The sequence below is a fragment of the Pseudomonas sp. BIOMIG1BAC genome, from assembly GCF_001705995.2.
Lineage (GTDB): Bacteria > Pseudomonadota > Gammaproteobacteria > Pseudomonadales > Pseudomonadaceae > Aquipseudomonas > Aquipseudomonas sessilinigenes.
Window position 1 is genome coordinate 6,665,058 of sequence record NZ_CP049045.1, and the last position, 24,943, is coordinate 6,690,000.

The window sequence follows — 24,943 nt, forward strand, 5'->3', positions numbered from 1 at the left end:
GCCGCCACCTCAACAGCAGCCGGCTTCCTGGACCTGGGACCGGCGGGCCTCCCCGACCCGGGTACCGAAATACCCGGCACTGGCGGCCCCGATCACCCCCATCGCCGCACAGAACATCACGCAGATCCAGGGGCTCCAGGGCATCAGGGCGATCAGCAGCAACGGCGTGGTGCTGGCCCAGAGGGCATAGGCGATGTTGTAGGTGAAGGAAATCCCCGATACCCGGATCCGCGCCGGAAACAACCCGACCATCACCGACGGCACCGCACCGACCACCCCGCAGCCCAGCCCGGCGACGGCATAGGCCAGGCCGACCCATTCGCCGCCACTGATCAGGCAGCCATAGAGCACGGCAATGCCCATGGGCAGCAGCAGGCTGTAGAGCATCACCGTACGCCAGGCGCCCAGGCGGTCGACCAGGAGCCCGGCCAGGACACAGCCCAGGTTGAGGAAAACAATACCCAGGCTGCTCAGGGCGAAGGTATGGCCGGCACTCATGCCAAAGCTCTTTTGCATCATGGTTGGGGTAATGACCACGAACACCACCACCGCCGAGGTCAGCACGCAGGTGAGGATCAGCGCCGGCAGAATCGCCAGCCGATGGTCGCGCAACACGGTGCGCAGCGGCAGCTCGCCGGCGCTTTCACGTTGCTGCTGCAGGGCCATGAACACCGGGGTCTCGCTCAGCCAGCGACGCAACCAGACACCGATCACGCCGAAGACCCCACCCAGCAGGAACGGATAGCGCCAGGCGTGATCGAGGATTTCCTCGGGGCTGAAGACCTGCGCCAGCAAGGTGGCAGTCAAGGCACCCAGCAGGTAGCCGAAGGTCAGCCCGGCCTGGAGAAAGCCCAGGGCATAACCGCGATGAGCGCGGGGGGCGTGCTCGGCCACGAACACCCAGGCGCTGGGAACCTCGCCCCCCACGGCTGCGCCCTGCAACACCCGCAGGGCCAAGAGCAGCAAGGGCGCGAAGTAACCGATCTGGGCATAGGTGGGCATGCTGCCGATCAGCAGGCAGGGCAGCGCCATCATCAGGATGCTCAGGCTGAACACCCTCTTGCGCCCCAGCCGGTCGGCAAAATGGGCCATGAGGATGCCGCCCAGGGGGCGGGCCAGGTAACCGGTGACAAAGATGCCGAAGCTCTGCAACAGCCGCAGCCACTCGGGCATTTCCGGAGGAAAGAACAGTTGGCTCAGGGTCAGGGCGAAAAATACGAAGATGATGAAGTCGTAGATTTCCAGGGCACCACCCAGGGCGGCCAGGCCCAGGGTCTTGTAGTCCGCGCGGGAGAAACGGGCCGGCGACGATTCGGTGGCAAGGGTCATAGGGGCAACTCAGCTGGCAGGGCAAGACAAAGGCGCCCATGGTCTACGCAAAAGATCCGCGGAACAACCCGTTCCCCTCCCGGCCCCTTTGGCCGGCTCAACCGCCCTTCGCCATGGCGATGGCGGCCTGGATGGCCGCACGGGCCTGGGGGCTGTTCTTCCAGCAGCTCGACCCCACCAGGGCCGAGGCCTGGGTGACGATGTCCAGGGCATCGGCACCGGCCAGTTGCGCCAGGGAAACGATGCCCAACTGCTCCAGCCGACCGACGACGGTAGGCCCGACACCCTTGACCTTGAGCAGTGCAGCGCGTTCTTCAGGGGAAAATGACATAGCGGTTCAGTCCTTTGCAGTCCGTGGCAATTGCCGCATTCTTGCACAGTTCTCGACCGCTCCTGTCCGGGGCGGCCGACCTCCTTATAAACATAAGAAATCCGAGGTACTTTCGTGGCCGCCGATATTCAAGATAGCCGCTCTGCCCGCTTCGCCCTGGGCTGCTCCAACTGGGCCGAACGCTGGTTTCCCGATTCCTGGGTGTTCGCCGCGCTGGCGGTGATCATCGTCGCCCTGGCCACCCTGGCCATGGGCGCCAAGCCCACCGATACCGCCATGGCCTTCGGCGATGGCTTCTGGAGCCTGATTCCCTTCACCATGCAAATGGCCTTCGTGGTCATTGGCGGTTATGTGGTAGCCAGCTCGCCACCGGCGGTGAAGCTGATCGACAAGCTGGCGCATGTTCCAGGCAACGGGCGCTCCGCAGTGGCCTGGGTAGCGCTGATCTCGATGCTGGCGTCGCTGCTCAACTGGGGCCTGTCGCTGGTGTTCGGCGGCCTGCTGGTCCGGGCCCTGGCAAGGCGCACCGAATTGCGCATGGACTACCGCGCCGCCGGAGCGGCCGCCTACCTGGGCCTGGGTGCGGTCTGGGCCCTGGGCCTGTCGTCCTCGGCGGCGCAATTGCAAGCCAACCCAGGCAGCCTGCCCCCCTCGATCCTGGCCATCACGGGCGTGATCCCCTTCACCCAGACCATCTTTCTCTGGCAGTCGGGAGTCTTGCTGCTGGCCCTGATCGTGGTCTCGCTGGTGGTTGCCTACGCCACTGCCCCGGGCCCCAACAGTGCCCGGGATGCCCAGGCCTGTGGCGTCGATCCAGGCTTCAGCATGCCCAAGCCACAGCCCCGCAGCCGCCCAGGCGAGTGGCTGGAGTACAGCCCGTTGCTGACCATTGTCCTGGCGCTGCTGGCTGCCGGCTGGCTGTATCACGAGTTCGCCACCAAACCTGCGATCACGGCCATTTCCGGGCTCAACACCTACAATTTCCTGTTCCTGATGGCCGGGGCCCTGTTGCACTGGCGCCCGCGCAGCTTCCTGGACGCCGTGGCCCGGGCCGTGCCGACCACCACCGGAGTGCTGATCCAGTTCCCGCTGTACGGTTCCATCGCAGCCCTGATGACCGTGGTCAAGGGCGTGGACGGCCAGACCCTGGCCCACCATATCTCGACCTTCTTCGTGCAGATCGCCTCCCACGATACCTATGCCCTGCTGATGGGCCTGTACTCGGCGGTACTGGGCTTCTTCATCCCCTCCGGCGGCGGCAAGTGGATCATCGAGGCGCCCTACGTGATGCAAGTGGCCAATGACCTGCAATACCACCTGGGCTGGGCGGTGCAGATCTACAACGCCGCTGAGGCCCTGCCGAACCTGATCAACCCCTTCTACATGCTGCCGCTGCTGGGAGTCCTGGGCTTGAAGGCACGGGACCTGATCGGTTTTTCCTTCGTCCAGTTGCTGGTGCATGCCCCCCTGGTGCTGGTACTGCTCTGGGCCCTGGGCAGCACCCTGGCCTATCTGCCACCGATGACGCCCTGAGGCACAGGCCCAGTTGTCCACGGGGCGCCGCTTGCAGTGGCGGCCTGTGGATAACCTGCGCTAAGGCCCGGGCTTGAGACTTTTCTCGGCTGGCCATGCTGTTCCAGGAAAGTATTCCTGTAGTCTTTGCGTCACATTCGGTTGTTACCGTGCGACCGAAATACTTTGTAACTATTTCTAAGAGAGACGAGCAAGGAGCCTCCATGAGCGACGATACCGACCTGCGTGACACGGCAGAGCCTGCCACCGACCAACCCACAGACACCAGCCGCCGCCGCTTCCTAGGCGGCGTCGCGGTTCTGGGGGTCGGTGCCACCCTGAGTGCCTGCGGCAAGGCCGGCGAGCCCGGGAACAAACCGGACGAGCGCCCACTGTCTCCCGTTGAGCTGGACAAGGCCCTGCGCGAGCAAGTGAAGAACGTGGTAGTGGTCTTCGCCGAGAACCGCAGCTTCAATAACCTGTTCGCCAACTTCCCGGGTGTGGAACAACCGCTGTCGGCGCTCAAGCCCGAGGCCTACCAGCAACGTGACCGTGATGGCAGCCTGCTGAGTAAATTGCCGCCGATCTGGGGCGGTATCTTGCAGGTGGGTCCGCAAACAGTGGATGGCGTCACCTACCCGGTGGAAACCCAGTTCCAGGAAAACCTGCCCAACGCGCCGTTCGCCCTCAAGGGCCCCAATGGCGAAGACCTGCCCCTGGGCCTGGTGACTCGCGACCTGTGGCACGTGTTCTACCAGAACCAGATGCAGATCAACGGTGGCAAGAACGATGGTTTCGTGGCCTGGGCCGACTCCGGGGCCCTGACCATGGGTCACTATGCCCAGACTCGCTACTCCCTGCGCCTGTGGGACGTGGCCCGGGAGTTCGTGCTCTGCGACAACTTCTTCCAGGGCGCCTTTGGCGGCTCGTTCCTCAACCACCAGTACCTGATCAGCGCCAAGGTGCCGTTCTACCCGGACGCTGCCAATTCGGTGGCCAAGTCGCAGATTGCCTCCGTACAAGGCGATGACCCCAAGGGCACTCGCCTCAAGCCCCTGGAGAAATCCCCGGCCAGTGCCATGGACGGTGCGCCGCAATTCGGACCCAGCGCACTCACTCCGGATGGCTACGCGGTCAATACCATGGCCCCGCCCTACTGGCCGACCTGGATCCGCGACCCTGAACGCCCGGACTACGCCAAGCCCGACCTGCCCAGCGTGCTGGTACCCCAGACCCACGAGCATATCGGCGACAAGCTGTCGAAGAAGAATGTCGACTGGGCCTGGTACGGCGGCGCCTGGCAGGCCACCATCGACCAGTTCAAGGACTCCAGCGGGATTCCCAAGATCCCCAACTTCCAGTACCACCACCAGCCGTTCAACTACTTCCTGCGCCAGGGGCCGGAGAACCCCGGCGAACGGGCCAAGCGCCTGCGTGACGGTGGCCTGGGCGATGAGGCGAGCACCAACAAGTTCTTCGCCGACGCCGAGGCCGGCAAGCTGCCGGCAGTGACCTTCTACAAACCCCAGGGCAACCTCAACCTGCACGCCGGTTATGCCGATGTCGCCGCCGGCGACCGACATATCGACCGGGCGCTGAAAGTGCTGCGCGAGAGCCCGCAGTGGAAAAACATGGTGGTGATCGTCACCGTCGACGAGAACGGCGGCTGGTGGGACCACGTGGCACCGCCCCAGGGCGACCGCTGGGGCCCGGGTACCCGGATTCCGGCGCTGGTGGTATCGCCGTTCGCCCGCAAGGGCACAGTGGACCACACGGTCTACGACACCGCCTCGATCCTGCGCCTGATCACCCGGGTCTTCCAGCTGGAAACCCTGGATGGCATCAAGGAACGTGACGACGCCATGATCGCCCGTGGCCAGAAGCCCATGGGCGACCTGACCAACGCCCTGCACTTCAAGGCCTGACCAGGCCAGGCTGGCGCTCCGCTCGGAAGCGCCAGCCTGGAGCCCCCAAGTTGTGCACCCTACACAACCTGGCGGACTCGACAGTCTTTAGCGCCGACCTTTAGCGCCAATAATAGCCATGTGACATCATTCGCTTTACCCCTTCCCCTGCCGGGTAATATCCTGCGCGCCACTTATCTGTTTCACACGTTTTGCGCCAACAAGGGAGTGCGTCGTCATGATCGTAGGCATCGACCTGGGAACCACCAACAGCCTGGTCGCGGTCTGGCGCGAAACATCCAGCGAGCTGGTGCCCAACGCCCTGGGCCAGTTACTGACACCCAGCGTGGTCGGCCTGGACGACGAAGGCCGGGTCCTGGTGGGACAAGCCGCCAGGGAACGCCTGCATACCCACCCGCACCTGACCACGGCCTTGTTCAAGCGCTACATGGGTAGCGCCACCGAAGTGCGCCTGGGCGAGCGCTCATGGCGGCCGGAAGAACTGTCTGCGCTGGTCCTCAAGAGCCTCAAGGAGGATGTCGAACGCGCCTATGGCGAGCCAGTGGTCGAAGCCGTGATCAGCGTTCCGGCCTACTTCAGCGATGCCCAGCGCAAGGCCACGCGGATCGCTGGCGAACTGGCAGGGCTGAAGGTGGAGAAACTGATCAACGAACCCACCGCCGCCGCCCTGGCCTACGGCCTGCACCAGCGTGACAAGGAAACCTCGTTCCTGGTCTTCGACCTGGGCGGCGGCACGTTCGACGTTTCGATCCTGGAGCTGTTCGATGGCGTCATGGAAGTGCGCGCCAGCGCCGGGGACAACTTCCTTGGCGGCGAAGATTTCGACAGCCTGCTGCTGGAGCATTTTCTCGAACAGCACGCCCAGGCCCCGGGCTTTCCCGAACGCCACGAGGTACTCCAGCCCTTGCGTCGCGAGGCTGAGCGAGTCCGCCGCGCCCTGGGCCAGGACAGCAGCGCCGAATTCACCTTGCGCCTGGATGGTCGAGAGTGGAACCAGGTCATCACCCAGGCGCAGTTGGCGCAACTCTATGCACCGCTGCTGGAACGCCTGCGAGCGCCTATCGAGCGCGCCCTGCGCGATGCCCGGATCCGCGTCAGCGACCTGGATGAGATCCTGCTGGTGGGCGGCGCGACCCGCATGCCGCTGGTGCGCAAGCTGGCCGCCGGGCTATTCGGCCGCTTTCCCTCGATCACCCTCGACCCGGACCAGGTCGTCGCCCAGGGCGCCGCGGTGCAGGCTGCGCTCAAGGCGCGTGCAGCGGCGCTCGAAGAAGTGGTGCTGACCGACGTCTGCTCCTACACCCTGGGTATCGAGACCTCCCAGCAATACGGCAAGCAGATCGAAACCGGGCACTACTTGCCGATCATCGAGCGCAACAGCGTGGTGCCGGTCAGCCGGGTCAAGACCGTGCATACCCTGCACGACAACCAGGAACAAGTGCTGCTGAAGATCTTCCAGGGCGAAAGCCGCCTGGTCCGCGACAACGTCGCCCTGGGCCAGCTGGAAATGAATGTGCCCAAGCGCCCGGCGGGGGAAGTGTCGCTGGACGTACGCTTCACCTATGACATCAACGGCTTGCTGGAGGCCCAGGTCACCATTCCCCTGACCGGGGAAAGTCATTGCCTGGTGATCGAGAACAACCCCGGGGTGCTGAGCCCGGAAGAAATCCAGGAGCGCTTGCAGGCCCTGGCGCAATTAAAAATCCATCCCCGGGATCAACAGGTCAACACCCTGCTCAGTGCCCGCCTGGAACGCCTCTACCAGGAAAGCCTGGGGGATCTACGCGAGCAGATCGGTTACTGGGCCGGGCAGTTCCAGCAAGTGCTGGAGACCCAGGATGAACGCCGGATTCGTGAGGTGCGCAGCCAGCTCAACGAACAATTGCAACGCCTGGAACACGGCCACTGGCACTGAGGGAGCCGCGACATGGACTGTTGGTCGCTACTGCAACTGCCGGAAGACGCCGATGAGCGCACGATCAAGCGCAGCTATGCCCGGTGTCTCAAGACCCTGCGCCCGGAGGAGGATGCCGAGGGCTTCCAGCGCCTGCGTGAAGCCTACGAACAAGCCCGCTCCCACGCTCGCCAGCGCCAGGAGCCAGCCGCTGGCATACAGGCGCCTTCGCCATTGCTGGCCGTCCAGGCCGAACCGCAGAACCTGCGGGAATGGTCACGGCTGCTGGACATCGACTCCCCAGCTCCCGAAGCCAGGACAGTCGATCAGCCCCAGCGCCGGCTGCTGCAGGGCCTGACGCCGGAGAACCTCACGCAGCGCTGGCAGCAAGCCCGGCGTTCAGATTGTGCGCCAGGCTTCGAGGCCGGCCTGTTGCAGCATTGCTTCGAGCGCCCCCAGGTCCGTGTCGCCATCGCCTCGTGGGCCGTGGAACACCTGCAATGGCTGACACCCTGGCAGCAGGTACCGATGAGCGCCGGGCAACAGCAAACCCTGGCGCAGACCCTGCTGCAGCACTACTGCAAGAGCCTGCAAGCCCACCTGGAGGTCGAGGACGACCGGGCCTTCCTCCAGCAACTGGCCGCCTATGACAAAGAACCCTGGCTGCAGGTGTTCGATCAGCGCCAGAGGTGGCAAAGCCAGGTACTGCAATTGCTCAACGACCACTCGTGGAGCCTGGCGCTACTGGAACAGGTATGCCAACTGTTGCACTGGGACGACAAGAACGGCGTGCATCCGGAACCCGCCGAAGCCTGGGAAAGCCTGATGCAGCGCCGCCAGCAGGAGAGTTTCTATCGGCTCCAGCAGCTCAAGAGCGAAGATGAACGAATCTGGGAGCCCGACATCCTCGCGGCCCACCTGCTGCTCAAGCCCATGAGAGCCAGGCAGCAACAACAGCTCTTGCGCAACACCGACCAGCATCATTGGCAAGCCTTCCACCGCCTCGCGCAAATGCTCTCGCTGCGCTACCCGGCGCTGCTCGAACGGCTGCCGCAACCGGACGTGTACTACTGGCTGCGCTACCTGCAACGCCCCGTCGCCGAGCAGTCATGGACCAGGCTCTGGGCCGGCACCAGCTTGGCATTGGCCTTGTATTTCCTCGGGCAGAACCATTACTCGCCGGGCTTTAGCATCATGCTCGCGGCGGCGCTGGGCTGGGTTCCGGTCTGGATCGGCTTACTGTTCATGAGCCGCTGGATACGCCTGGCTCCCCATGTGATCGTGCAGGACCTGTGGCTCAGCGAGCGCTGGATTCCAAAGGCCTTCGATCCCGAGGGCAAGTGGCTGGTGCTGCGCCACGGCCTTCCCCAGCTGGCGCTCCTTGCCCTGTTCGGTGCGATCCAGGGCACGCTGGGCCTACTCACCTACCTGGGCATGATCCTGCTCAATCTGCTGCAGTCCCAGCGAGTGGGCCGTATCGACCCGCAACTGAGCGCCAGCCATCCATGGCTGACGGCCTTGCATTGGGCGCACTGGAGCCCGCTGCAGATGGTCTTCCTGCCGCTGATGGTCCTGCTCTGCGTGTTTTGCCATTTGTACTATCCTGGCTTTCCGCTGACCTCGCTGTATCCGCCCTGAGCGATCGGCTGCGCTTGAAGGCAGGGAACTTCGCGACCTCTGCAACCTGTTTTGCCCCTTTTGGGGGTTCACGCTGAAAAGGATCTGAGCATGTTCAAGACTGCAGGACTGGCCCTCGCCCTGGCCACTACCGCCCTCTGCGCCACGGCCCAGGCCGATGTCACAGTCGACCTGGGCAGCCCCCAGCGAGTCACTCGGCTGTTCGCCTACCCCAACAACTGCAACGTCATCTGCTATCGCAACTGGAGCCTGGAGCAGACGGTGGCCCACTACCTGACCCAAAGCGTGCAGCGCGACGGGTATGCCGGCGCCAAGGTCAGCGTCAAGACCGAGGGCGACAAGGTGCTGGCCTCCATCACCGGCGTTCCGGCCGGCTATGACAAACCCCTGAGCGCCCTGCTGGATGCCGGGGACCTGGCGTACAAGGGCGCCAGCCAGCTCAACAGCGACGGTCACTGGAACTACAGCTGGTATCTGTTCCTGCCCCTGGGCATGGCCCTGGAGAATCGCAAGAGCGTAGAGCTGCTGCATTTCCCACCGGACTATTCGCTGACCCGCTACCAGGACTACCTGGAGTCGGCCACGACCGATCGCTGGGCCACCCTGCTCACCGCCAATGGCATCGCCAGTACCCAGACCCCGGCCTACCAGACCATCGTCGACATCGCACCGATCGCCGCTCCATCCAACGCAGGCAAGGACCTGGAAGGCGTCTACAGCTACTTCAACAGCTACCAGACCACCATGGTCAAGCAGGTCAGCCAGGGCACCAAGGGCGTGGCCTTGCCGATGGTGGCCTTCGGCGCGCCGGTACGCAGCTGGCTCAAGCAACAGTACGGGGTCACGGTCAATGTGCTGGGCCTGGCACAGATCAGCCCCAGCGAGGGCCTCAAGGTGCCGGTGCTGGGCTCCAACCACCCCAGCTACATCTGGTACGCGGCGGACCCGGCCAACTACGACAATGACCAGGCCAAGGCCGATGCCGCCGGCTTGAAGGTCATGGGGCAGGATCTGAGTGCGGCCTGCTGGCAGGCTGGCATGGGCAGCAAGCCCGGGAGCGACGCCAAGGTACTGCTCGACCGCTGCACCCAGACCTGGCAAGTCACGCAGAAGGTGCAGACTTGCGAGATGTTCTACACCTCGGTGCGCAAGCTGGACGAGCAGCAGGCCGCGGCCAAATGCAGCAGCGCGCCGGTCAAGCTCCAGCTCGACCAGCTCAAGGCCCCGGCGCCGGCGCCGAGCACCGAGGTGCCACACTTGTAAAGCCTCTGTAGCGCTGCAGCGGCTATCGCCTGCAGCGCTACACGGTGGAGGGCCTAGACTGCGCCCACCGGGCGCAGGCGGTACTGCGGCGGCAACTGCTCGGAGCCACTGATGGTGGTGTTCAGGCTCTTCCAGCGACCATCCTTGATGCCATAGATGCAGCCGTGGATCGACAGGCTCTGACCGCGGTGCCAGGCGTTCTGCACGATGCTGGTGTGGCCGACGTTGGCCACTTGCTGGATCACGTTCAACTCACACAGGCGATCGACCCGCTCCTCCTCCGTGGCCAGTTGTCCCAGCGCCTCGCGGTGCTCGTAGTACAGGTCGCGGATCGACCGCAGCCAGCCATCGATCAGGCCCAGCTGGCGATCCTGCATCGAAGCCCGCACGCCACCGCAACCGTAGTGGCCGGTGACCAGGATGTGCTTGACCTTGAGTACGTCTACCGCGTACTGGATCACCGACAGGCAATTGAGGTCGGTGTGCAGTACCACGTTGGCCACATTGCGGTGTACGAACAGGTCGCCTGGCAACATGCCGACGATCTCGTTGGCAGGCACTCGCGCGTCCGAACAGCCGATCCACAGGTACTCCGGCGTCTGCTGGCGAGCGAGCTTGGAGAAGAAATCCGGATCCTGCTGCTTGATCGCTTCGGCCCAACGCTCGTTGTTATCAATCAGGTCTTGTAGTTCGTTCATGCTGTGAAGCCTCAGGAATGATGCGCAGGTTTGACAGACGACCATCGGTCGGGGTCACGCGGGAGACTCAGATACCGTTCATCCCTGGAGGGGGAATCTTCACCGATGGGGCCGGGTCTACCGCCTTGTCCGCCCCTGAGCATGAGTAGTCGCCATGACTGAATCACGACGCCCCTACAGGGCTGTACAGCCCGCTCCCATCGATGATGACCAGGACCGCATGGGCTCCATGGAGGAGTTGCACTTCAATGACCTGGCTCCCGGCAGCGGCCATGGCCACACAATCACCGAAGACGGCTCAACCGATGACGACCTCAGCCCGGAGATCCTGATCCCCGAGGATGGCGCCCGTTCCGCTTGGGAACAGGGGGCCAACAAACCGGCCGACTGGGACCTGAGTATCGTCGATGAAAGGGATATCGGGGGTGGCGTCGGTCTGGATGAAGCCGAACTGGCCAGGCGCAAGCCACTGGACGGCAAGCCCTGAATCGAACATGGCCTGCCGCCAGCCGACCGGGACTCAGTCCACCAGGGTGCAGGCCATGACCAGGGCGTCTTCGCGCCCACCTACCGCGGGGTAGTAGTCGCGGCGACGCCCGACTTCATTGAAGCCATAACGTTCATAGAGCCGATAGGCGGTCTGGTTACTGGAGCGCACTTCCAGGAAGCATTCCCGAGCGTCCTTCTGGTAGGCGCGCTTCATCAGTGCCTCCAGCAGGTGCAGGCCCAGGCCGCGGCCCTGGTTTTCCGGCTTGACGGTGATGTTCAGCAGGTGGGCCTCGTCGATGATCACCTGGATCACCCCGTGCCCCACTTGCTGGCTGCCTTCGAACATCAGCCAGACTTCATAGGATTTGAAGGCATCCATGAAGATGCCGCGGGTCCAGGGGTGGCTGAACGCGGCATATTCGATCTTCAGGATGGCATCCAGGTCCGCCTCGGTGGCCAGGCGGAAGGTCAACGCGTCACTCATCGCTACTCTTACTCATCATTGCTTTTCCAGCGCGCCATCAACCGGCGCATGGCTTGCCAGACATCGGCCTTGCGCTGTGGCTCTTCCATCAACAACTCCAGCCCGGGCAAGGCCCAGGCCGAACCCAGGCCTTCGACCTCCAGTTCGCGGTTGTAAGCCTCGGCATCGGCCTCGCCGGCAAAACGTATGGCCGGCAGGCCTACCAGCCACAGGCAGGCACAGGGTTGTTCTTCGACCCGCATGCCGACAAAGGCCTGGACGAAATCCCGTGCGGCCTCGGGGCCCTGGTCCAGGTTGCCCCGGGTCAGGCGTGGCCAGCTCACCGGCTCGGCGAGGATTTGCGGGCTGTCCGGCAGGCCGGCGGCGCGCAGCATGTCCTTGAGCAGCAGGTAGGCTGGGTCGCGGCTCTGGAACGCCTCGCCGGTGGGCAATTCCACCAGCAACAGGCAACGTCCGGCCCGCAGCAGTTGCAGGGCGAAGCGCGGCGGTGGCACCACCGGCGCCTTGACCACCGGGGCGGCTTCCTCGTCCTCGACCACGGGCTTGGCGGCCGGGCGGGCAGAGGCCGCAGCCGGGCGCGGCACTTCGATCTTCGGCCGCTCGACACTGCGCACCACCGGGGCCGCTGCGGCCCGGGCCTCGGCGACGGGCGCAGGCGGCGCCTCCACCACCGGCTCCGGCAAAACCAGCAGTTCGGGGCGCGAGGGGGCGGCAAAGGGCAATTCGCTGCGCGGCAACCAACTGACCACCTGCATGGCGGACAGATAAGCGCGACGACGGGACTCGATAAGCAAGGGTCGGCCACTTGTGGATAACTGAGGTGGGGGATTCTACCGTCCTTCGCCGAAGATCGCCCGCAGTTGATGAGGCCCAAAAGCGACAGTCCGTCTCTTAGCTGGGCCCGGGGGTGAATTGTCAGCCCCCTGATGCAGTACAATCGCCGCTTTTCATTGCCAACCAGCCGGCCATTCCGATGATCGAACCCAAGCGCGTGTTGCGCGCCCTAGCCGAACACTGGGCACTTCTGGAGCCACTGTGCGAGCACTTCGACCAAGGCACCCTGAGTCTTGCCGAACTGCGCTCACAACTGGCCACCCAGCAACTGGACAGTACGCCCCAGGACATCACCAACCTGCTGGACGTATGGATACGCCTGGACATCCTGGTCCCGGTGGCGAAAAGCCCGAACCGCTTCGAGCTCAACGCGCAGATCCACGACTTCCTCGCCTACCTGCGGCGTGAACACCGCCTGGGCCTGTGCCTGGAGATCGAAGCCTACCTGCGCCACCTGGAGCGCCTGGCAGGCTACATCCAGGACGCCTTTGAGATCCGCGACGGCCACGACCTGGCGCGCCAGCTGCGCCTGCTGGACATGCGGGTACGCGATGTCCTGAAGAAACTTGCCAACGACGAACAGGCCCTGGTGGCAGTGGCCGAACGGGCCAAGACCAGCGACCGGCAGATCCCCCTGCGCCAGCGCTACGCCGAGGTGCTGGCCACCTGGGACGAATACGTCGAGCCGATGATCCAGCTGGTGAACGCCGACGGCGCCTTCGAGCAGGGCGTGCGCAAGGTGGAGAACGTGCTGCTGCGCATGCTCACCGAACAGCAGCGCCTGGGCCACCTGGTGGACGACGACATGCTGCTGCGCACCCACGCGCGGATCCTGGAGATGCAGACCAGCGCCCAGCTGACCCTGCGCCATGCCCGGGAACTGCTGCTGCCGCTGCGCGAAGAGGCCCGCCGGCACAATGCCGTGACCCGCGGCGCCGCCCTGGCCCTGTCGGTCATCCGGCGCAAGGGCATCGACGCGGTGCCCCAGGCAGCGATGCCGATGTTCACCCGCCCGCAGAGTACCTTCCTCGGCAGCTCCGGCCAGGTGGAGGCCTATGTCTACGCCCTGGCCCGCTTCGAGCCCAAGCCGGCGCGCTTCCCCAAGGCCCACAAGACCCACAAGGGCCTGGCCCCCAAGGCGCCACGCACGGTCCGGGAAATGCTCGAGCGTTGCGAGAACGCGCTGCCGATGCCGGACCTGATGAGCTGGCTGCTGGACCAGGAACCGGACGGCGCCACCGACGAGCTGCTGTACTGGTTCTCCCGCTTGTCCCGGGAAAAACGCTTCAAGCGCGAGCGTCTCGAACGCCGCGAATACCACACCCAGGAGCATCAGGTCAGCCTGCGCTCCTTCGCCCTGCTCTCGGCTCGCGACGACCAGCCCGAGCAAACTGCGAGTAATGCCAATGCATCTTGATCTTTCCGAACTGTCCCAGCTGGCGCCGATCTTCCGCGAGCTGTTCAAGGGCTACCACGTCAGCCGCCGCGATCCGGAGCTGTACGCGCAACTGTCGAACTTCCAGGACCAGTACCGCACCCTGTTCAAGGCCCTGGGCTTCGAGCTGGTGTGCGATACCCGCGGCTTCTATTACTTCGTGCCGGACAACGCCGCCGCGCAGGTGAACAAGACCGCCCAACGCCTGGCGCTGTTCACCTTCATCCTGGTGGAGCACCTGGCCGACCAGGGCCGCGACCCGATCGCCGTGCTCGACGGCGGCAGCCTGGGCCGCGACGAGCTGCCCTCGCTGCTGGACAAGTACCGCGACCTGTTCATCCAGGCCGAGGTGCAGACCCAGGAAGAGCTGGAAGAAAAGATCATGCGCCGCATGACCCAGCTGGGCTTCGCCCTGGAGGAACCGGGGATCTACCGCTTCCTGCCGCCGATGCACCGCTTCCTCGACGTCTGCCTGTCGGTACAGCAAGACCGCGACCTGGCGGCCAGCCTGCACAGCGTGCTGCCATTGCCGACCCCGGTGCTGGTGGACGAGGACAGCGACGAGAAACTGCTGCAAACCGATGACCCGCTGGACCTGAGCGAATTCGACGAGTCCGAGGAAAGTGAAGAAGACGCGCTGGCCCGGGCCATCGCCGAAGAACAGGAGCTCGACGCATGAGCAAGGAACGCTACGGCATCCGCCGCTTTGCCCTTTTGAACACCGCTGGCTACAGCCTGGGCCTGTTCCCCCTGGAAGAGCCGCTGTCGGTCTACGGTGCGAACAACCTGGGCAAGTCGGCGTCGATCAACGCCCTGCAATTCCCGATCCTGGCGCGCATGTCGGACATGAGCTTCGGCAAGTACAGCCTGGAGCAGTCGCGGCGCTTCTACTTCGCCTCCGACACCAGCTACATCCTGGTGGAAGTCTCGCTGCCCCACGGCCCCCACGTGATCGGCGTGTCGGGACGCGGCCCGGGCGGCGGCTTCGGCCACCAGTTCTTCGCCTACGCCGGGCAACTGGACCTGGCCCACTACCAGAAGGACGACACCTGCCTGCGGCAGAAAGAGCTGTTCACCAACCTGGAGCGCCATGGCCTGAAGGCCTACGAGCTCAAGCCCGATGAACTGCGGCGCCTGCTGGTCGGTGGCCACACCTCGATTCCCCTGGACCTGACCCTGATTCCGCTGCGTTCCACCAGCGAACAGAGCCTGAAGACCTTCCGCGCGCTGTTCATCAACCTGCTGCACATGCGCGAAATCACCGCGGCCAAGCTCAAGCAGCTGTTCCTCGATGCCTTCGAACACAGCCTGCGCTCGGGCAGCGTCGACTACATCGCCGCCTGCGACGAGGCGTTCCGCGATGTGCGACGCATGGAGCAGGACTACAACTCGCTGGTGGCCGCAGGCCCGCTGGTGGAGGCCCTGGCCAACGGCGTGAAGCAACGGGACATCCTGCGTGGCAAGCTGCATCGCCTGTCGCCGCTGCTGGACTCGCTGCTGGGCACCTGGTCGGACTACGCCAGTGCGCGCAAGGAAGAGCTGACCATCCAGGCCGAGCACTACCGCAACGAGCAGGACGCCCTGCAGAACGACCAGCGCAGCAGCACCCAGGAAATGATGCGCCTGGAACGGGAAATCACCGGCACCCAGCGCTGGCTGGGCGAGCTGTCGGTGCTCAAGCACCGCTTTGCCCTGGTGGATGACGTCAAGGTCCTGGAGCAACAACTGCTGGCGGCCAAGGATGCCCACGACGAACTGGCCGGCGCCCTGGCCCAGTCCCGGCAGTTCTCCGCAGAAGACCTGGAAGAGCGCCTGCGCGACCTGGAAAAACGCCTGAAGTCGGTGAAGCAGCAGCTCGACCACGCCGACAACAACAGCTACGCCCGCCTGCGCGAGGAGTTCTCCCAGCAGGATGTGGAACGCCTGATGCGCCTGTTCAACAGTGCGCTGTTCAGCCTGCCCCTGGGCGAGCACGGCATCGCCCTGGACGACAATGGCGAGTGGGTGAAATCCGTGGAGCTGATCCTCGACGGCTTCAAGGGCGAGCGCTTCGAAGTGCCCGGCCTGACCATCGACATCTCCCATATCGAACCACCGGCGTTGCAGGCGCTGGCCGACCGCGCTGCCCTGCGCGACCAGAAGGAGCGCCTGGAGAAGGAGCTCAAGCAGCTCAAGACCCAGGCCGCCGTGGCCGCCGACCGCGCCGCGAGCAAGACCCAGACCGAAGCCCTGTACCAGCAGGTACTGGATGCGCAGAAAGCCCTGGAAGACTTCCGCCGGACCCAGACCCTGAGCGCCGAGGAAGGCGAGAAGCTGGAGCAGCTGGCACAGATGGAAGCTGCCCAGGACGAACTCAAGCGCTCCAGCGACGCCTTCACCGAGCGCGTCCAGCAACTGTCGGCCAAGCTGCAATTGGTAGGCCGCCAGATCAGCGACATGGAAGCCAAGCAGCGCACCCTCGACGACGCCCTGCGCCGTCGCCAGTTGCTGCCGGCGGACCTGCCGTTTGGCACGCCGTTCATGGAGCCGGTGGACGACTCCATGGACAACCTGCTGCCGCTGCTCAACGACTACCAGGACAGCTGGCAGGGCCTGCAGCGAGTCGATGGCCAGATCGAGGCGCTGTATGCCCAGGTGCGCCTCAAAGGCGTGGCCAAGTTCGACAGCGAGGATGATGTCGAGCGTCGTCTGCAGCTGTTGATCAACGCCTATTCGCACCGCACCGAGGAAGCCCTGACCCTGGGCAAGGCGCGCCGTGCGGCGGTCACCGACATCGCCCGGACCCTGCGCAACATCCGCAGCGACTACGACAGCCTGGAACACCAGCTGGCGCTGTTCAACCGCGAGATCAACAAGCGCCAGGTTTCCAACCTGCAGAGCTTCCGTATCGTCCTGGCGCCGAACAAAGAGGCGCTCAAGCACATCGACCAGATCATCCACAGCGCCGGCCAGTACGAGGAAGGCGAGACCCTGTCGGTGTTCGACCTGAGCCAGAGCGCCGAGCAGGACAACAAGAACGAAGAGGCCAAGGAGTACCTGGCGCGGCTGGTGGCGGCCAACCACAACCAGCTGGGCCTGAAGGACCTGTTCGAACTGGCGTTCGAGATCACCAAGGTCAACGGCCAGCCGGTGATCCATACCGACATCGATGGCGCGGCGTCCAACGGCACCACCATGACCATCAAGGCGCTGACCAACATGTACTTGTTGCTGCACTTGATGGACCGCGACCAGGCCGGGCGTATCCGCCTGCCCTACTACCTCGACGAGGCGGCGGACATCGACGAACGCAACCAGGCGGCGCTGCTTGAAACCAGCCTGCAACTGGGCTTCGTGCCGATCCTGGCCAGTGTGAAGCCGCAGGTCTCGGCCCAGGTGGCCATCGACCTGGAAGGCGGTAGCGGCCCGAACGGCATCTATATCGATGAAGCGGACTGGAAGTTCATCCGGCGCCACGACCAGGTCAAGGCGGTGATGAACGAACACGCCGAGGATGAAGCACAGACGGAGTTGGACGAAGCCTGATTTCCCTGCGCTGAAATACAAAGGCCGCCCTCTTGTAAGGGCGGCCTTTTTTATTGGGTTGGCGCTAGCGTGTTACCGGGGCGGCCGGTTGCTTGCCGAGGGGAATCTTCGGTGCCCAGGTCAGCCATTCATCCTCGAACTGGTCGAACAGCGGGAACGTCTGCTCGGGCCGCGCCGGGTTGCCCATGCGCTCGCCATCCGGGGTGGCGAAGGCGATGCCGCCCTGGATCAGGGTCTCCAGGGATTCAGTACGCACGGTCGCGCCCTTGAACAAGCCGAAATCCACGCCAAAGCCGCTGCTGTTCCAGAAGCGCGTGCCACTGCGTACCAATGGCGCGTACTTGGGCTCGATAAGGATATGGATCAGGACCCGATCGGCCGTTTGCCCCAACTCATAGCCGGTGACCTTGCCCACCGTTATCTCGCGGTAGGTCACCGGTACGCCGATCTTCAGCGAACCACGCCGGGCAGCGCTCAGCACCAGGCTCAGGCCGGGCTCCTGGACACTGGCCTGTGGTGGCTGTGGCAGGGCCACGAAGCTGGTTTGCCCGCCGAGGTTTTTTTCCGGTGGCTGGACCTCGATGTACTGGCCGGTGACCAGGGTCTCCAGGTTCGAGGTCTTCATCAAACCCAGCTCGGGCTTGACCACCCAGAACTGGCTACCGACCCGCGCAATACGCTCGGGTACCTCGGTGATGCGTGCCTTTAGCATCACCGACTGCATATCGGGACTGAGGGTGACTTGCTCGAGCTTGCCCACATCCAGGCCCTTGAAGCGCACCGGGGTGCCGGCACGCAGGCCATCGGCGCGATCGACCTTGATCTGCACCACAATGCCGCGCTGCGCTGCCTCTTCCTGGTTGGCGAACAGGCGGAACCTCGGGATGCGCTTTTTCAACGGTACGTCGGGTATTGGCGTATCGAAAGCGATGCCGCCGGCCATCAAGCTTTGCAACGACTCGCTCTTGATCTGGATGCCACCGGTCAAGCCACCCGTGAGGGTGATGCCGCTGACATTCCAGAAACGAGTCGAGCCGTTGACCAGCTTCTCGTACTCCTTCTCGATATGGACGCCGATCACCAACTGTTTGCGGGTGTGGGAGAACTGGTAGCTCTGCACCGCGCCGACCTTGACCTGCTTGTAGAGGATCGGGCTGCCGACCTCCAGGGAGCCGAGATTGTCGGTGAACAGCACCATGTGCAGGCCCGGTGTGCGCAGGTCCAGCGGTGGCGCCTTGGCCCGAGCCTCGAATTCACGCTGCGGTGCGGCGCCCTTGTCGCCCGGGCGAACGGCGATGTAGTTGCCCTTGAGCAGGGCCTCCAGGCCGGTGATGCCCGCCAGGGTGATGGATGGCTTGACGGTCCAGAACTGGGTGCCCTGCACCAGGTAATCTTCGGCCAGTGGGTCGAGGGTCAGTTCGGCGGTGGCGCTGGTCAGGTCGGAATCGACTTTCAGGGCTTTCAGGCTGCCGACCTGAATGCCTTTGTACATGACTGGGGTATGCCCGGCCTGCAAGCCTTCGAAATCGCTGAGCTTGACCTTGACCCGGATACCGGCCTGGGCGGCGTCGAAGTCTTCGTAGAGGCGAAACGGCAGGCTCGGATCGGTTGGCGGGCTGTCCTTGCGGTTTTCCGGAGTGGCGAAGGCAATACCGCCGGCCACGATACTGGCCAGGGATTCACTGCGAATCTTCAGCCCGCTCAGGTTGGCATCGACACTGATCCCGCTGGCGTTCCAGAAGCGCGTGTGCTTGCGCACCAGGCTGGCGTAGGTTGGCTCGATATAGACCTTGAGCTCGACAGTACTCTGGTCTTCGGAGAGCAGGTAGCTCTTGATCTGGCCGACCTGGATCTGTTTATAGAACACCGGGCTGCCGCGGGTCAGTGAGCCCAGGCGGTCGGCCTTGATGATCAGGTGCAGGCCGGGCTTGGCGTCGGACAGGGGTGGCTCTTCGACCAGCGCGGTGAATTTGCGTGTGGGGTCACCGCCTTCTCCCGGGCTGACGGCGATATAGTTGCCGGAGACCAGGGTTTCCAGGCCAGTGATGCCGGCCAGGCTGACGCTGGGCTTGACCAGCCAGAAGCGCGTGTTGGTCCTCAGGTACTGCTCGACGTCCTTGTTCATCTCGACGGTAGCGATCACGCCCCTCGAATTGCCTTCATCGTCCAGAGCGAGCGCCTTGACCTTGCCGACGGGCATGCCCTTGTAGAACACCTCGGTCTTGTTGGCCTGGACTCCTTCCCCGCTTTCAAAACGCAGTTGGATCTCGATTCCTGTCTCACTGTAGGCTCGCCATCCCAGCCAACCGCCAATAATCAAGGCAATGAGAGGTAACACCCAGATGGCCGACCAGTTGGAGGCCGGGCGGGTTTTGGCGGTAGGCAAATCACTCATGGTCGTCGTCCGACTCCGTGTTGTCCCAGATCAGTCGGGGATCGAAGGTTATTGCAGCCAGCATGGTGAGGATTACGACGCTGGCGAAGGCGACCGCTCCGAGATTGGCCTCGATGCTGGCCAGCCGCCCAAAGTTGACCACCGCCACCAGGATGGCGATGACGAAGATATCCAGCATCGACCAACGACCGATGAACTCGATGAAGCGGTACATGATGATTCGCTGCCGAGCAGACAACGGTTGGTGGCGCTGCACCGAAAACAATAGCAGGGCGATTCCCACCAGCTTGAAGGTAGGTACCAGGATACTGGCGACGAACACCACGATGGCAATAGGGATCATGCCGTGCTGCACCAACTGGATGACACCCGACATGATGGTGCTGGGGCTACCCTGCCCCAGGGCACTGACCGTCATGATTGGCAGGACATTGGCCGGGATATAGAGAATCGCGGCAGTCAGCAGCAATGCCCAGGTGCGCAGGATGCTGTTAGGGCGACGAGGGTGGATCATGGCTCCGCAACGGGTACAGGTTTGTCCCTTGCTGTTGGCTTGTTGCCGGTTCAACTCATGGCATTCGATACAAATCAGAATGCCTGCATCAATCGCCCGCATGTGCATCCTCTCCAGAAAGTGCCTGCCAAACCTGGTGAGGCGACATCACCACTTCCAACCAGACCTGTATCAGCAACAAAGAGATAAAACACACCAGGCCGAGGCCTAGGGTAATGGACGCCATATCGGCCAGTTTGACGATGGCGACCAGCACCCCCATGAGATAGACCTCGAGCATGCCCCAGTCCCGCAGGTGGTGATAGATACGGTAGAGCAGCAAGCCATAACTTCGGCCGATATTCCAACGGATGCTGAGTAACACTAGTAGTTGGCAGATCAACTTGAGCAAGGGGATCCCCATGCTGCACAGGAATACCACTACAGCCACGCCTTGCATGCCGGTGTCGAACAGTCCCAACACACCGCTCCAGACCGTGTCCTTGGAAGACTGGCCTAGCAGGTTGAGTTGCATGATGGGAAGGAAATTGGCCGGGACGTAGAGCAACAAGGCGGCGATCACCAAGGCCAGGCTGCGCGATACAACCGCTTGGCGATGGGCGTACAGCTCGTAGCCGCAGCGGGGGCATTGGGCCTTTTCCCCATGGGCCAGCACTGGCTTGCGCATCAGCAAGTCACACTCATGGCAAGCGATCAACTCGCTCAGTGGTAGTTTTGACCCCCCGGGAGGGTCAACCGGATCCAGCATAGAGGGCTCAAGGATAAGGGGAACGGCCACTATTCTAGTGTTCTGACCTGAAAATAACTGCGCAATTTTTCATTCGAACAAGAGTGTTTTTGTCAGCGCAAAGACAAAACCCCAACTGCTTTCGCAATTGGGGTTTCGGAATTTAATCTTGACGATGACCTACTCTCACATGGGGAAACCCCACACTACCATCGGCGATGCATCGTTTCACTGCTGAGTTCGGGATGGGATCAGGTGGTTCCAATGCTCTATGGTCGTCAAGAAATTCTGTAGCTGAGCCGTTGTTTGGGCAACGTTCCAGCGAATGGGTATGTAATAGGTTTGTGTGCTGCAAACTTTCGGTTCGTGCGTCTTCACACACCGCAACTCGCTTCTTAAGCAAATTGCTTGGGTGTTATATGGTCAAGCCTCACGGGCAATTAGTATTGGTTAGCTCAACGCCTCACAGCGCTTACACACCCAACCTATCAACGTCGTAGTCTTCGACGGCCCTTTAGGGGATTCAAGATCCCAGTGAGATCTCATCTTGAGGCAAGTTTCCCGCTTAGATGCTTTCAGCGGTTATCTTTTCCGAACATAGCTACCCGGCAATGCCACTGGCGTGACAACCGGAACACCAGAGGTTCGTCCACTCCGGTCCTCTCGTACTAGGAGCAGCCCCTCTCAAATCTCAAACGTCCACGGCAGATAGGGACCGAACTGTCTCACGACGTTCTAAACCCAGCTCGCGTACCACTTTAAATGGCGAACAGCCATACCCTTGGGACCGGCTTCAGCCCCAGGATGTGATGAGCCGACATCGAGGTGCCAAACACCGCCGTCGATATGAACTCTTGGGCGGTATCAGCCTGTTATCCCCGGAGTACCTTTTATCCGTTGAGCGATGGCCCTTCCATACAGAACCACCGGATCACTAAGACCTACTTTCGTACCTGCTCGACGTGTTTGTCTCGCAGTCAAGCGCGCTTTTGCCTTTATACTCTGCGACCGATTTCCGACCGGTCTGAGCGCACCTTCGTACTCCTCCGTTACTCTTTAGGAGGAGACCGCCCCAGTCAAACTACCCACCATACACTGTCCTCGATCCGGATAACGGACCTGAGTTAGAACCTCAAAGTTGCCAGGGTGGTATTTCAAGGATGGCTCCACGCAGACTGGCGTCCACGCTTCAAAGCCTCCCACCTATCCTACACAAGCAAATTCAAAGTCCAGTGCAAAGCTATAGTAAAGGTTCACGGGGTCTTTCCGTCTAGCCGCGGATACACTGCATCTTCACAGCGATTTCAATTTCACTGAGTCTCGGGTGGAGACAGCGCCGCCATCGTTACGCCATTCGTGCAGGTCGGAACTTACCCGACAAGGAATTTCGCTACCTTAGGACCGTTATAGTTACGGCCGCCGTTTACCGGGGCTTCGATCAAGAGCTTCGCTTGCGCTAACCCCATCAATTAACCTTCCGGCACCGGGCAGGCGTCACACCCTATACGTCCACTTTCGTGTTTGCAGAGTGCTGTGTTTTTAATAAACAGTCGCAGCGGCCTGGTATCTTCGACCGGCATGGGCTTACGGAGCAAGTCCTTCACCCTCACCGGCGCACCTTCTCCCGAAGTTACGGTGCCATTTTGCCTAGTTCCTTCACCCGAGTTCTCTCAAGCGCCTTGGTATTCTCTACCCAACCACCTGTGTCGGTTTGGGGTACGGTTCCTAGTTATCTGAAGCTTAGAAGCTTTTCTTGGAAGCATGGCATCAACCACTTCGTCACCTAAAAGGTAACTCGTCATCAGCTCTCGGCCTTAAGATCCCGGATTTACCTAAGATCTCAGCCTACCACCTTAAACTTGGACAACCAACGCCAAGCTGGCCTAGCCTTCTCCGTCCCTCCATCGCAATAACTAGAAGTACAGGAATATTAACCTGTTTTCCATCGACTACGCTTTTCAGCCTCGCCTTAGGGACCGACTAACCCTGCGTCGATTAACGTTGCGCAGGAAACCTTGGTCTTTCGGCGTGCGAGTTTTTCACTCGCATTGTCGTTACTCATGTCAGCATTCGCACTTCTGATACCTCCAGCAAGCTTCTCAACTCACCTTCACAGGCTTACAGAACGCTCCTCTACCGCATCACTTACGTGATACCCGTAGCTTCGGTGTATGGTTTGAGCCCCGTTACATCTTCCGCGCAGGCCGACTCGACTAGTGAGCTATTACGCTTTCTTTAAAGGGTGGCTGCTTCTAAGCCAACCTCCTAGCTGTCTAAGCCTTCCCACATCGTTTCCCACTTAACCATAACTTTGGGACCTTAGCTGACGGTCTGGGTTGTTTCCCTTTTCACGACGGACGTTAGCACCCGCCGTGTGTCTCCCATGCTCGGCACTTGTAGGTATTCGGAGTTTGCATCGGTTTGGTAAGTCGGGATGACCCCCTAGCCGAAACAGTGCTCTACCCCCTACAGTGATACATGAGGCGCTACCTAAATAGCTTTCGAGGAGAACCAGCTATCTCCGAGCTTGATTAGCCTTTCACTCCGATCCACAGGTCATCCGCTAACTTTTCAACGGTAGTCGGTTCGGTCCTCCAGTCAGTGTTACCTAACCTTCAACCTGCCCATGGATAGATCGCCCGGTTTCGGGTCTATACCCAGCGACTAAACGCCCTATTAAGACTCGCTTTCGCTACGCCTCCCCTATTCGGTTAAGCTTGCCACTGAATATAAGTCGCTGACCCATTATACAAAAGGTACGCAGTCACAGAACAAAGTCTGCTCCCACTGCTTGTACGCATACGGTTTCAGGATCTATTTCACTCCCCTCTCCGGGGTTCTTTTCGCCTTTCCCTCACGGTACTAGTTCACTATCGGTCAGTCAGTAGTATTTAGCCTTGGAGGATGGTCCCCCCATATTCAGACAAGGTTTCTCGTGCCCCGTCCTACTCGATTTCACTTCTAAGATCCTTTCGCGTACAGGGCTATCACCCACTATGGCCGCACTTTCCAGAGCGTTCCGCTAAAATCAAAGAAGCTTAAGGGCTAGTCCCCGTTCGCTCGCCACTACTAAGGGAATCTCGGTTGATTTCTTTTCCTCAGGGTACTTAGATGTTTCAGTTCCCCTGGTTCGCCTCTTACACCTATGTATTCAGTGTAAGATAACCATCTTATGATGGCTGGGTTCCCCCATTCAGAGATCTCCGGATCAAAGTCTGTTTGCCGACTCCCCGAAGCTTATCGCAGGCTACCACGTCTTTCATCGCCTCTGACTGCCAAGGCATCCACCGTATGCGCTTCTTCACTTGACCATATAACCCCAAGCAATCTGGTTATACTGTGAAGACGACATTCGCCGAAAGTTTGCAATTATTCACAAACTTTACCTTAGCCTGATCCACTACCAGTGAAAGTAGTGTTCAGTCTATCTTTCTATCACATACCCAAATTTTTAAAGAACGATCTAATCAAAAGACTAGAAATCAACATTCGATTTGAATGCTCATTTCTAAGCTTTCAGAAGCAGTTTATGGTGGAGCCAAGCGGGATCGAACCGCTGACCTCCTGCGTGCAAGGCAGGCGCTCTCCCAGCTGAGCTATGGCCCCATAACAAAATTGGTGGGTCTGGGCAGATTCGAACTGCCGACCTCACCCTTATCAGGGGTGCGCTCTAACCAACTGAGCTACAGACCCAATTTCGAGCTTGTAACTGTTAGCTTGGAGCTATCAGCTTGGAGCTTAAAGCTGCTTCTATCGTCTTCTTCAATGAATCAAGCAATTCGTGTGGGAGCTTATGAAGCAGCTGATGTCGTCGATTAAGGAGGTGATCCAGCCGCAGGTTCCCCTACGGCTACCTTGTTACGACTTCACCCCAGTCATGAATCACACCGTGGTAACCGTCCTCCCGAAGGTTAGACTAGCTACTTCTGGTGCAACCCACTCCCATGGTG

The 24,943-nt window shown here is 61.7% G+C and carries 17 protein-coding genes, 2 tRNA genes and 3 rRNA genes (1 of these 22 running past the window's edge); 9 read left to right on the forward strand and 13 right to left on the reverse strand.

What is annotated here, in order from left to right; all coding sequences use genetic code 11:
* Positions 1-9: 9 nt before the first annotated feature.
* The gene (locus tag ATY02_RS30995) at positions 10-1,329 is read right to left on the reverse strand and encodes an MFS transporter (protein WP_068580321.1); all 1,320 of its coding nucleotides are present in this window, start codon (positions 1,327-1,329) and stop codon (positions 10-12) included.
* A gap of 97 nt (positions 1,330-1,426) precedes the next feature.
* Complete coding sequence (locus ATY02_RS31000) at positions 1,427-1,660, reverse strand: Pathogenicity locus (RefSeq protein ID WP_068580320.1); 234 nt, start codon at positions 1,658-1,660, stop codon at positions 1,427-1,429.
* Between the two features lie 114 nt (positions 1,661-1,774).
* On the opposite strand from ATY02_RS31000, the gene ATY02_RS31005 reads away from it, so the two are divergent.
* From ATY02_RS31005 to ATY02_RS31025, 5 genes are all read left to right on the forward strand, one after another.
* Positions 1,775-3,193: a short-chain fatty acid transporter gene (locus ATY02_RS31005; RefSeq protein WP_068580317.1), complete on the forward strand. Its 1,419-nt coding sequence runs from the start codon at positions 1,775-1,777 to the stop codon at positions 3,191-3,193.
* Between the two features lie 203 nt (positions 3,194-3,396).
* On the forward strand, positions 3,397-5,097 hold the full coding sequence (locus ATY02_RS31010) for an acid phosphatase (protein WP_068580315.1): 1,701 nt from the start codon (positions 3,397-3,399) through the stop codon (positions 5,095-5,097).
* A gap of 217 nt (positions 5,098-5,314) precedes the next feature.
* The gene (locus ATY02_RS31015) at positions 5,315-7,012 is read left to right on the forward strand and encodes a molecular chaperone HscC (protein WP_068580313.1); all 1,698 of its coding nucleotides are present in this window, start codon (positions 5,315-5,317) and stop codon (positions 7,010-7,012) included.
* 12 nt (positions 7,013-7,024) lie between these two features.
* Positions 7,025-8,629 (forward strand): J domain-containing protein, encoded by a 1,605-nt coding sequence (locus ATY02_RS31020; protein ID WP_068580312.1) that lies wholly within the window; start codon positions 7,025-7,027, stop codon positions 8,627-8,629.
* Between the two features lie 90 nt (positions 8,630-8,719).
* On the forward strand, positions 8,720-9,892 hold the full coding sequence (locus ATY02_RS31025; protein WP_068580310.1) for a hypothetical protein: 1,173 nt from the start codon (positions 8,720-8,722) through the stop codon (positions 9,890-9,892).
* A gap of 53 nt (positions 9,893-9,945) precedes the next feature.
* Here ATY02_RS31025 and can read toward each other — a convergent pair whose 3' ends face one another.
* Positions 9,946-10,590 carry a carbonate dehydratase gene (gene can / locus ATY02_RS31030; protein WP_068580308.1) on the reverse strand — a complete coding sequence of 215 codons (645 nt, stop codon included), beginning with the start codon at positions 10,588-10,590 and terminating at the stop codon, positions 9,946-9,948.
* A gap of 154 nt (positions 10,591-10,744) precedes the next feature.
* Here can and ATY02_RS31035 point away from each other — a divergent pair, with 154 nt between their 5' ends.
* Positions 10,745-11,077, forward strand: a complete 333-nt coding sequence (locus ATY02_RS31035; protein WP_068580306.1) for a serine kinase/phosphatase — start codon at positions 10,745-10,747, stop codon at positions 11,075-11,077.
* A 33-nt stretch (positions 11,078-11,110) separates the two neighbouring features.
* Here ATY02_RS31035 and rimI read toward each other — a convergent pair whose 3' ends face one another.
* Positions 11,111-11,563 carry a ribosomal protein S18-alanine N-acetyltransferase gene (gene rimI, locus ATY02_RS31040; protein ID WP_053132139.1) on the reverse strand — a complete coding sequence of 151 codons (453 nt, stop codon included), beginning with the start codon at positions 11,561-11,563 and terminating at the stop codon, positions 11,111-11,113.
* A gap of 8 nt (positions 11,564-11,571) precedes the next feature.
* On the reverse strand, positions 11,572-12,357 hold the full coding sequence (locus tag ATY02_RS31045) for an energy transducer TonB (protein ID WP_083235700.1): 786 nt from the start codon (positions 12,355-12,357) through the stop codon (positions 11,572-11,574).
* Between the two features lie 179 nt (positions 12,358-12,536).
* Between ATY02_RS31045 and mksB the strand changes: the two genes are divergently transcribed.
* From mksB to mksF, 3 genes are read left to right on the forward strand one after another with little or no spacing between them, the layout of a single operon-like run.
* Entirely contained in the window at positions 12,537-13,814 is a 1,278-nt protein-coding gene (gene mksB / locus ATY02_RS31050) for an Mks condensin complex protein MksB (protein WP_053132175.1), read from the forward strand.
* On the forward strand, positions 13,804-14,511 hold the full coding sequence (gene mksE, locus ATY02_RS31055) for an Mks condensin complex protein MksE (RefSeq protein WP_068580302.1): 708 nt from the start codon (positions 13,804-13,806) through the stop codon (positions 14,509-14,511). The genes mksB and mksE overlap by 11 nt, the downstream gene beginning before the upstream one ends.
* Entirely contained in the window at positions 14,508-17,357 is a 2,850-nt protein-coding gene (mksF, locus tag ATY02_RS31060) for an Mks condensin complex protein MksF (RefSeq protein ID WP_068580300.1), read from the forward strand. The genes mksE and mksF overlap by 4 nt, the downstream gene beginning before the upstream one ends.
* Positions 17,358-17,421: 64 nt before the next feature.
* Here the strand turns inward: mksF and ATY02_RS31065 are convergent, their stop codons facing one another.
* The 8 genes from ATY02_RS31065 to ATY02_RS31100 form a co-directional block, all read right to left on the reverse strand.
* On the reverse strand, positions 17,422-19,752 hold the full coding sequence (locus ATY02_RS31065; protein WP_068580297.1) for a PqiB family protein: 2,331 nt from the start codon (positions 19,750-19,752) through the stop codon (positions 17,422-17,424).
* Positions 19,745-20,368, reverse strand: a complete 624-nt coding sequence (locus tag ATY02_RS31070; RefSeq protein ID WP_068580295.1) for a paraquat-inducible protein A — start codon at positions 20,366-20,368, stop codon at positions 19,745-19,747. The genes ATY02_RS31065 and ATY02_RS31070 overlap by 8 nt, the downstream gene beginning before the upstream one ends.
* Positions 20,355-21,014, reverse strand: a complete 660-nt coding sequence (locus tag ATY02_RS31075) for a paraquat-inducible protein A (protein WP_068580293.1) — start codon at positions 21,012-21,014, stop codon at positions 20,355-20,357. Before ATY02_RS31075 ends, ATY02_RS31070 begins: the two co-directional genes overlap by 14 nt.
* Positions 21,015-21,160: 146 nt before the next feature.
* Positions 21,161-21,276, reverse strand: a 5S ribosomal RNA gene (gene rrf, locus ATY02_RS31080).
* Positions 21,277-21,412: 136 nt separating this feature from the next.
* Positions 21,413-24,304: ribosomal RNA gene (locus ATY02_RS31085) — 23S ribosomal RNA — on the reverse strand.
* A gap of 219 nt (positions 24,305-24,523) precedes the next feature.
* A tRNA-Ala gene (locus ATY02_RS31090) sits at positions 24,524-24,599 on the reverse strand.
* Between the two features lie 10 nt (positions 24,600-24,609).
* Positions 24,610-24,686: transfer RNA gene (locus ATY02_RS31095), tRNA-Ile, on the reverse strand.
* A gap of 123 nt (positions 24,687-24,809) precedes the next feature.
* Positions 24,810-24,943 (reverse strand): 16S ribosomal RNA (locus ATY02_RS31100); it runs 1,403 nt beyond the window's last position.
* Together the 16S, 23S and 5S rRNA genes with 2 tRNA genes alongside form the textbook arrangement of a ribosomal RNA operon.

Bases quoted from the DNA above. Each gene is read 5' to 3' on its own strand.
- ATY02_RS31000 (WP_068580320.1), bottom strand. From the start codon at position 1,660: ATGTCATTTTCCCCTGAAGAACGCGCTGCACTGCTCAAGGTCAAGGGT.
- mksF (WP_068580300.1), top strand. From the start codon at position 14,508: ATGAGCAAGGAACGCTACGGCATCCGCCGCTTTGCCCTTTTGAACACC.
- ATY02_RS31075 (WP_068580293.1), bottom strand. From the start codon at position 21,014: ATGCTGGATCCGGTTGACCCTCCCGGGGGGTCAAAACTACCACTGAGC.
- ATY02_RS31065 (WP_068580297.1), bottom strand. From the start codon at position 19,752: ATGAGTGATTTGCCTACCGCCAAAACCCGCCCGGCCTCCAACTGGTCG.
- ATY02_RS31025 (WP_068580310.1), top strand. From the start codon at position 8,720: ATGTTCAAGACTGCAGGACTGGCCCTCGCCCTGGCCACTACCGCCCTC.
- can (WP_068580308.1), bottom strand. From the start codon at position 10,590: ATGAACGAACTACAAGACCTGATTGATAACAACGAGCGTTGGGCCGAA.
- ATY02_RS31010 (WP_068580315.1), top strand. From the start codon at position 3,397: ATGAGCGACGATACCGACCTGCGTGACACGGCAGAGCCTGCCACCGAC.
- ATY02_RS31020 (WP_068580312.1), top strand. From the start codon at position 7,025: ATGGACTGTTGGTCGCTACTGCAACTGCCGGAAGACGCCGATGAGCGC.
- ATY02_RS31035 (WP_068580306.1), top strand. From the start codon at position 10,745: ATGACTGAATCACGACGCCCCTACAGGGCTGTACAGCCCGCTCCCATC.
- ATY02_RS31015 (WP_068580313.1), top strand. From the start codon at position 5,315: ATGATCGTAGGCATCGACCTGGGAACCACCAACAGCCTGGTCGCGGTC.
- ATY02_RS31070 (WP_068580295.1), bottom strand. From the start codon at position 20,368: ATGCGGGCGATTGATGCAGGCATTCTGATTTGTATCGAATGCCATGAG.
- mksB (WP_053132175.1), top strand. From the start codon at position 12,537: ATGATCGAACCCAAGCGCGTGTTGCGCGCCCTAGCCGAACACTGGGCA.
- mksE (WP_068580302.1), top strand. From the start codon at position 13,804: ATGCATCTTGATCTTTCCGAACTGTCCCAGCTGGCGCCGATCTTCCGC.
- rimI (WP_053132139.1), bottom strand. From the start codon at position 11,563: ATGAGTGACGCGTTGACCTTCCGCCTGGCCACCGAGGCGGACCTGGAT.
- ATY02_RS30995 (WP_068580321.1), bottom strand. From the start codon at position 1,329: ATGACCCTTGCCACCGAATCGTCGCCGGCCCGTTTCTCCCGCGCGGAC.